Origin of the sequence: Orientia chuto str. Dubai, from assembly GCF_000964595.1 — a bacterium.
GTDB lineage: Bacteria > Pseudomonadota > Alphaproteobacteria > Rickettsiales > Rickettsiaceae > Orientia > Orientia mediorientalis.
Window position 1 is genome coordinate 1 of record NZ_LANP01000035.1, and the last position, 6,519, is coordinate 6,519.

The 6,519-nt window shown below is 31.6% G+C and carries 12 protein-coding genes, 1 tRNA gene and 1 pseudogene; 12 read left to right on the top strand and 2 right to left on the bottom strand.

What is annotated here, in order from left to right:
• The 5 genes from OCHUTO_RS04490 to OCHUTO_RS07175 all read left to right on the top strand — a co-directional run.
• Positions 1-284, top strand: a 284-nt coding sequence (locus tag OCHUTO_RS04490; protein WP_045797594.1) for a hypothetical protein, incomplete at its 5' end; no start/stop codon positions are given.
• 17 nt (positions 285-301) lie between these two features.
• Positions 302-517: a hypothetical protein gene (locus OCHUTO_RS04495; RefSeq protein WP_045797595.1), complete on the top strand. Its 216-nt coding sequence runs from the start codon at positions 302-304 to the stop codon at positions 515-517.
• Positions 518-570: 53 nt separating this feature from the next.
• Entirely contained in the window at positions 571-750 is a 180-nt protein-coding gene (locus OCHUTO_RS05895; protein ID WP_156961310.1) for a hypothetical protein, read from the top strand.
• Positions 751-786: 36 nt separating this feature from the next.
• Positions 787-915, top strand: a complete 129-nt coding sequence (locus OCHUTO_RS06885) for a hypothetical protein (protein ID WP_269745497.1) — start codon at positions 787-789, stop codon at positions 913-915.
• A gap of 173 nt (positions 916-1,088) precedes the next feature.
• Positions 1,089-1,235 carry a TraU family protein gene (locus OCHUTO_RS07175; RefSeq protein ID WP_370664249.1) on the top strand — a complete coding sequence of 49 codons (147 nt, stop codon included), beginning with the start codon at positions 1,089-1,091 and terminating at the stop codon, positions 1,233-1,235.
• A 205-nt stretch (positions 1,236-1,440) separates the two neighbouring features.
• Here the strand turns inward: OCHUTO_RS07175 and tig are convergent, their stop codons facing one another.
• Positions 1,441-2,928: a trigger factor gene (gene tig, locus OCHUTO_RS04500; protein WP_045797596.1), complete on the bottom strand. Its 1,488-nt coding sequence runs from the start codon at positions 2,926-2,928 to the stop codon at positions 1,441-1,443.
• A 59-nt stretch (positions 2,929-2,987) separates the two neighbouring features.
• Positions 2,988-3,072 (bottom strand) — tRNA-Leu (locus OCHUTO_RS04505).
• A 421-nt stretch (positions 3,073-3,493) separates the two neighbouring features.
• Between OCHUTO_RS04505 and OCHUTO_RS04510 the strand changes: the two genes are divergently transcribed.
• From OCHUTO_RS04510 to OCHUTO_RS04520, 7 genes and pseudogenes are all read left to right on the top strand, one after another.
• The gene (locus tag OCHUTO_RS04510) at positions 3,494-4,783 is read left to right on the top strand and encodes a YifB family Mg chelatase-like AAA ATPase (RefSeq protein ID WP_052694664.1); all 1,290 of its coding nucleotides are present in this window, start codon (positions 3,494-3,496) and stop codon (positions 4,781-4,783) included.
• A pseudogene (locus tag OCHUTO_RS06675) lies at positions 4,783-4,872 on the top strand (hypothetical protein); the annotation flags it as partial. The gene OCHUTO_RS04510 and the pseudogene OCHUTO_RS06675, both read left to right, overlap by 1 nt.
• Before the next feature lie 15 nt (positions 4,873-4,887).
• Positions 4,888-5,079 carry a hypothetical protein gene (locus tag OCHUTO_RS06680; RefSeq protein ID WP_232297005.1) on the top strand — a complete coding sequence of 64 codons (192 nt, stop codon included), beginning with the start codon at positions 4,888-4,890 and terminating at the stop codon, positions 5,077-5,079.
• Positions 5,073-5,231 carry a hypothetical protein gene (locus OCHUTO_RS05900; RefSeq protein ID WP_156961311.1) on the top strand — a complete coding sequence of 53 codons (159 nt, stop codon included), beginning with the start codon at positions 5,073-5,075 and terminating at the stop codon, positions 5,229-5,231. Before OCHUTO_RS06680 ends, OCHUTO_RS05900 begins: the two co-directional genes overlap by 7 nt.
• A gap of 125 nt (positions 5,232-5,356) precedes the next feature.
• Entirely contained in the window at positions 5,357-5,635 is a 279-nt protein-coding gene (locus OCHUTO_RS06685) for a hypothetical protein (protein WP_084215423.1), read from the top strand.
• A 16-nt stretch (positions 5,636-5,651) separates the two neighbouring features.
• A complete protein-coding gene (locus OCHUTO_RS06690; protein WP_232297006.1) occupies positions 5,652-5,849 on the top strand; it encodes a hypothetical protein in 198 nt (65 codons plus the stop codon).
• The coding region (locus tag OCHUTO_RS04520) for a TraB/VirB10 family protein (RefSeq protein ID WP_232297007.1) at positions 5,821-6,519 on the top strand (699 nt) is incomplete at its 3' end. The genes OCHUTO_RS06690 and OCHUTO_RS04520, both read left to right, overlap by 29 nt.

Here is a 6,519-nt window from a genome sequence, read left to right on the forward strand (position 1 = left end):
CATATGCAACAATGGTAAAGCAATTAAATCCAACTCTTACTACAGAAGAAATTAAGATTATTTCAGAGCTAAAAGTACCACCACCAAGTCAGCGCTCAACTCATCTTGGAAGGCATGATAATAGTTATGTTGTTCCAATTAAAAAAATGCTTGATGACTTGTGGGATAATGTAAAGTTAGGAAACTTGAATAAAGAAGAATGTAGAAACGCGATATATGACTTGATGGATGAATTAAGAGAAGATATAAGAGATGGCAGTATTAAACTTAACAAAACAAAATAATATAAGAATATAAAATAATGAGAAAACCAAAAAAATTACCAAATAAGTTTTATGACACTAAACCTTTAATAGCTTTATACAGATCTATTGATCTTTATGATCATCCTTTTAGAACTAAATATGACTCGTATGATGGAAGACCAGGTCAAAGAATGGAAGAAAAAGAATATAATTTATCTATAGAACAAATGCTTTGTAAGCCAAGCGTGATAAAATATGACTTTCTAATATGACTTTCTAAATCAGATAGATGCAGCAGTAAGGTTTTTAGTACATAAATAGAGTATTGGATAAGTTACAGAAAATGTGTCCAGATGATTTTCAGGCATTTCCAGCTACAATAAAAAACATGAAGAAAAAGAATCTGGATTTTGAAAATCATGACTATTATGTATTACATGTAATACCATTGGTAGATGCAATTGATAAAGATAAGACCATGGTAAAAGTTATAAATGAAGAATAGTGGGAGATAAAAAATTTAGTTTTTACAGAAAACTATATGGGAAAACATTTATTAGCTAGAGTTAGACGTAGCGAAGAAATATATATATTTGCCCCAGAATTAGCAAGAGAATTTGCTTACAGTAGAGGTATAGAGTTTTGCTCAGATATAGAGCATCATAGTTAGAGACTGGTTTTTTTTCATATAACATTAAACAAACATAGATATTAAGTTTAGATTAGATGATAAGCATATCATCATCTATCCTTTTGCTGGAACTGCTGCAGTTCATAATGGAGGAGTTGGAATATCTGTATTAAGATATAGCTAAGCTTATGGCTAAGATGCATCGACAATTGATGTTATGGTGCTATTATGGCTATAGAGGATTATGTGGCAAGTATCCAACGCCCATTATGAAGAAAAGCCAGTATCAACTACAGATGACCTACCAAATTCCAGAAATTACCTCGTGTAAACGTATTGGTGAAACTGAAGATACTTAGTAAGCGGTGAGAAAGTTTCCAGTTAACAAAGAGAATTTTGGTTATTTGATTTAGCAAAACAATATTGTTGTTTTGTATTAAATATGTAAAATATTACTTTATTGATTCATCTGCTTTCACCTGATGCTTAGCTTAGCCTCTGTCCATCGTGAGTACCACGATGCAGAAAATCTCACAATAATCAGAATTAAGCTACAAATTATTCCTATTTTAGAATGCTGCTTTTTTCATCAACTTCGTTTATAGCATTTGGAAAACTTAGCCCCATATCTTTACTTATTTCATCTGCAAAACCCTCTATGTCATCAAATATGCAAGGTTCTTCTATAATTTTAACTTCATTTTCAAGAATATGATTAATTACTTTGATCTCCATTGCTTCTGTAGTTAAACTATTGAGCAGTAATCTATAATCATGATTATATGTGTTGATAATAGCAGTAGCTTCTTCTTGACTTTTATTAAAGCGTTGCATTAAGAGCATTGTTTTATCTTTAGAAGTAACAGTAATATTCTTCTGATTAGCATAATGTAATATAAATAAACTTATTCTTACTCTTCGGGCAGCTATAAATTGACAATATTGCTCAATATCTTCAGCAGAACCTTGATTTAAAGCAATTTTGATACCATTATTACTGTCATCTTTTAATGCAGCTAAAACATTTTGTTTTACAATAGCATATTCTGAGTTTAATAATACTTTAGGAAGCTCATAATCTAGCACTTTATCTAACTGATTTAATAGCCTAGCCCTTAGCAACATCTGACTAAGATTCATAAATTCTACATTTTTAAACTCTCTTACCTTCGCTTTAAGATCATCTATACTTGTAGATTGATGTTTTTCCAACAGTTGTTGCTCTGTAATAAATATAGGTTGCTGAATCTTTTTTACTGTAATCTTTAAATTAGCTAACTTCCCCGCAACTTTTTTTTCAAAATAAGTATCTGGTAAAATTGTGCTGATTTCTAGCTCATCCCCTACTACACTATTATAGATCTTTCCTTCTATAGCTTCACTAATAAAATTATTATTTCCTAATATAAATTCTATATTTTCTTTATTATGGTTTTCTATTTCATCACCAGTAACAACAATATCTACAACTAACTTCTTTCCTTTTGTTGCCTTTTCTTGTTTCAAGCAGTCCTTATATTCATAAATTTCTTGATGCAAACTATCAATTAATTCATCTATATATTCCTTTGTAACTTGTATTATATGCTTTTTAATGGTAATTTGACTAAAATCAGGAATTTTAATTTCAGGATATATAGTAAACTTTACGTCGACTGTTATATTTCTTTCTGTTGTACTAGAACCCTCTATATTTGAATTTTGTTCTACATCAATAATACTAGAGTTATTGTTAATCTCAATACTAGGATTACCAATTAGTGAAAAGTTATTAGATTTTATTAAATTATCTACTGCAGCAGCAATTACCTCATTTTGGACATCATGTTTTATTGATGTTTCATATTGTTTGCGAATTTGTAGTTGCTTTGCTTGCATTGCCTTTGAGGTAATGTTAGCCCCTGCCTTAAACTTTCTAAACCCAGGCATATTTGCTTGTACAGTTAAAGAAATAATTTTTTGATCAATCTTTTCTTTTATTATATTAACAGGAATAAAAATCCTAAAATGCCTTTCAAGGCCCTCATTTTGCAACTGGATAATTTGGGACATAATAATAAAATTTTTTGTATTTTTTATATTCTTTTATTACCTTCCTTTTAAGCTTATGTTGGTACGGGTGGAGGGAATTGAACCCCCATGCCTTTCAGCGCCAGAACCTAAATCTGGTACGTCTACCAATTTCGCCACACCCGCATCAAATTTACTTAACTAAGCTTTAGTATTTTTTTTAATTACTATTGCCATTTAGAAATAAGCCTAAAGGATTATAATACACTCTGCATATAGTTTGTAAATCATTAATTAAAACAATATTCATTAATTTTATGAGTTATAAAATTTAATTAATCAAGATTCTGTAATTTGCTTGCTGTTTTTTTATCAGCTTAAACTTTGTATTTTAATATAGTATACGCTTAGATATTATTTGATACAATAATCAATTATAGGTATTATATCAATATGTGAAGTGAAGTTCTTTTTTGATTTTTTCACAGTTTATTAACTATCAATATAGTTCATATATTAATAACATAAATGCATAGTGTTATCCTAAATATAAAGAGATTATATCACTTAACATACGCTGATAAAAGAATAAAATTGATGCAGTAATATGGTAACACGAATTTCAAGTTTAACGTGGAATGGTATTGGCATTCTTGATGTTGATATACAGGTAAAAATTTCTACTGGAATACCATGTTTTACAATAGTAGGACTAGCAGATAAAACTGTTACAGAAGCAAGGGAAAGAGTAAAAGCTGCTATAGCTTCTATGGGTTTAGCATTACCAGCTAAGAAAATATTAGTTAATTTAGCTCCAGCTGATCTAGTTAAAGAAGGAAGTCATTTTGATTTAGCCATAGCGTGTGGACTATTAACTAGTATGAATGTTTTGCATTGCGATGAAATGACTGAATATCTTATTCTAGGCGAGTTATCATTAGATGGCACACTGCTACCTATAGCTGGAGTTTTACCAGCAGCTATAGGTGCTGTTGAAAGAGAAAAAGGAATTATATGCCCTGTAGCAAATAGTAAGGAAGCAGCATGGTCTAACAATAAAAAAATAGTTGCTCCTAAAGATTTATTATCCTTAGTTAATCATTTTAAAGGTACTCAGGTAATACAGCAACCAGAAATAGATATTAGATCTTTAAAAATAAGTTACCCTGATTTAAAAGATATTATTGGCCAAACTATACCTAAAAGAGCCTTAGAAATTGCTGCTGCTGGACAACATCATATGTTAATGTCTGGTCCTCCAGGAACTGGCAAGTCTATGTTAGCTGAAAGATTACCAGGTATACTACCTGAAATGACTCCAATAGAAATTTTAGAATGTAGTATGATAGCCAGTGTTGCTAATCTTATTAGAGGAAGTAATCTGATTCAACATAGACCATTTAGATCACCACATCATACTTGTTCAATTGCCGCTATGGTTGGAGGAGGAGTTGGTAAAAGAGTTAAACCAGGAGAAATTTCTTTAGCACATAATGGAGTACTATTTCTAGATGAGCTACCTGAATTCTCAACTAATACTATCGAAGCTTTACGGCAACCATTAGAGTTGGCTGAAGTACATATTTCTCGTGTGAATTTTAGTGTAAAATATCCTGCTAGATTTCAACTTATTGCAGCTATGAATCCATGTAAATGTGGATATTTATCTGATGCTGCTAAAGCATGTAATAAAGCTCCAAGATGTGGAACTGATTACCAGATGAAAATTTCTGGCCCTATGATGGATCGTTTTGATATTTATGTTGAGGTACCAGAAATTACATATAATATAGATGATAAACATACAGTCTCTGAGTCTTCGACAGAAGTATTAAAAAGAGTTAATACTGCACATAACATACAGTACAACTTGCTAGATATAATGGATATGGTATAATTGCAAATAGTCAATTATTTGGACAGTTATTAACTGATTTTGTTACTCCGACTAACGAAGGCCAACAGTTACTAAATACAGCAGCCCAAAAATTTAAGCTGTCTATGAGGAGTTACCATAAGGTATTAAAGGTTGCACGTACAATTAGCAGTGTATATGCAGTAGAGTATGAGCTACAAGATAATGAGCTACTAGAGATTGAGATTTCTGAATATGGACTAACGAGGATCAGTCTAAAGTTTGATAAAATAAACGATATATTTGCTTATCAGCAAGATGCAGCTGAGATATGGTAATTCATAATTCCGGCTGTATTTTTGTTGTACCACAGCAAGGTAAAAACAAGGTTTATTTAACATTGATTGGTGAAGATGAAACAGTTCAAGATTTAAAACTGATTTTTGTTTCAAAGGATCCAAGCCCTATAATGCTTATTAAAGCAGCTTAGAGTGAAATCTTATTAAGATAAATTTTCTTGTGCAACTCAAAAAACCCCAACATCAAATTCACTCCTTAGCAGAGAAATTATGAGTGAATTAACTAAATAATCAAGAGTTTGTATGTTCAAGTTTACTGAAAAATCCGTGGAATAAAGTTGTTATAGCACTATTAATAATATGTGTTTTTTCTTTTGAATCAGCATTAGCTTCAACTCTAGAAAATCAACTTGATAAAATTGGGAACCTTTCTAGCGGCAAACTTAAAACTATAGGTATTTCCAGTGTAACTATTTTATCATCGATTTTTGCTGTAGCAAGGGTGAACATTCGTCTTGCTGGAGTCATGGTAGCAATTGGTATTGTATTAGATTTTTACCTAGATTGGATTGCCAGTGGAATGAAAATTAACTAGCACTTAGGAAGATGAAGTGAAGGACTCAAAGCAATTCATTTGCAAAGTAATTATTCGAGATAGGCCAGTAATAAGCTTAGCTGGTGTAGTAATATTAGTCACTTTTGTTTTTTATGTCATTACTCAAAAAGAAGAGCCAGTACAGTCATTAGAGAAGCGTGAATCAAGAGAGGAAATATCTGGAGTTGGAACAAGCTGTAGACCCAAGGGCTAAATGGACTGATGAGGTACTAAATGAGGTAAGAATATTACGAACTGAACTCGAGAAAGCGATAGAAAACAAACATTCAGAAACTACAGCTAAAATTAACGATTTAAATCAGAAAATATTAGATCAAAAGATGTTAGAAGAGAATTTCAACCAACAAACTTTATATACTGATGATGGATTTGGCCAAGATCAAGAAGCCACCGATACAAAAACCGATACAAAAGTGGTTGCAAAATTAGTGCATGTACAACGATTCGTAGAAATAAAAAAGGACGTCGAAAATTATGTTACTAGTGGTAGCTCTGCTGAGGCTGTATTACTCACTGGAGTCGTTGTAGGTACTGGAACTAACAGCTCTTCATCACCAGACCCAATAGTACTTCAGTTGTTGAATACAGCTATCCTTTATAATGAATATAAAACTGATCAAATAAAAAAAGCAATTTTAATTGAATCTTGTAATGGAGATATTGCCTCAGAGAGAGCAAAATGCCGATTGGAAATGCTTTCAGTAATTAACAATAAAGGAGAGATAATCGAAGTTGAAGGCTGGTTAATGGGAGAAGATGGACGTCCAGGTATTCAAGGAATGGTAGTAGATAAGTCTTCTGAAGCAGTTAGAATGGCAGCATTAAATGGTGTATTTAGTAATATATCTAAATTCCTCCAGGCT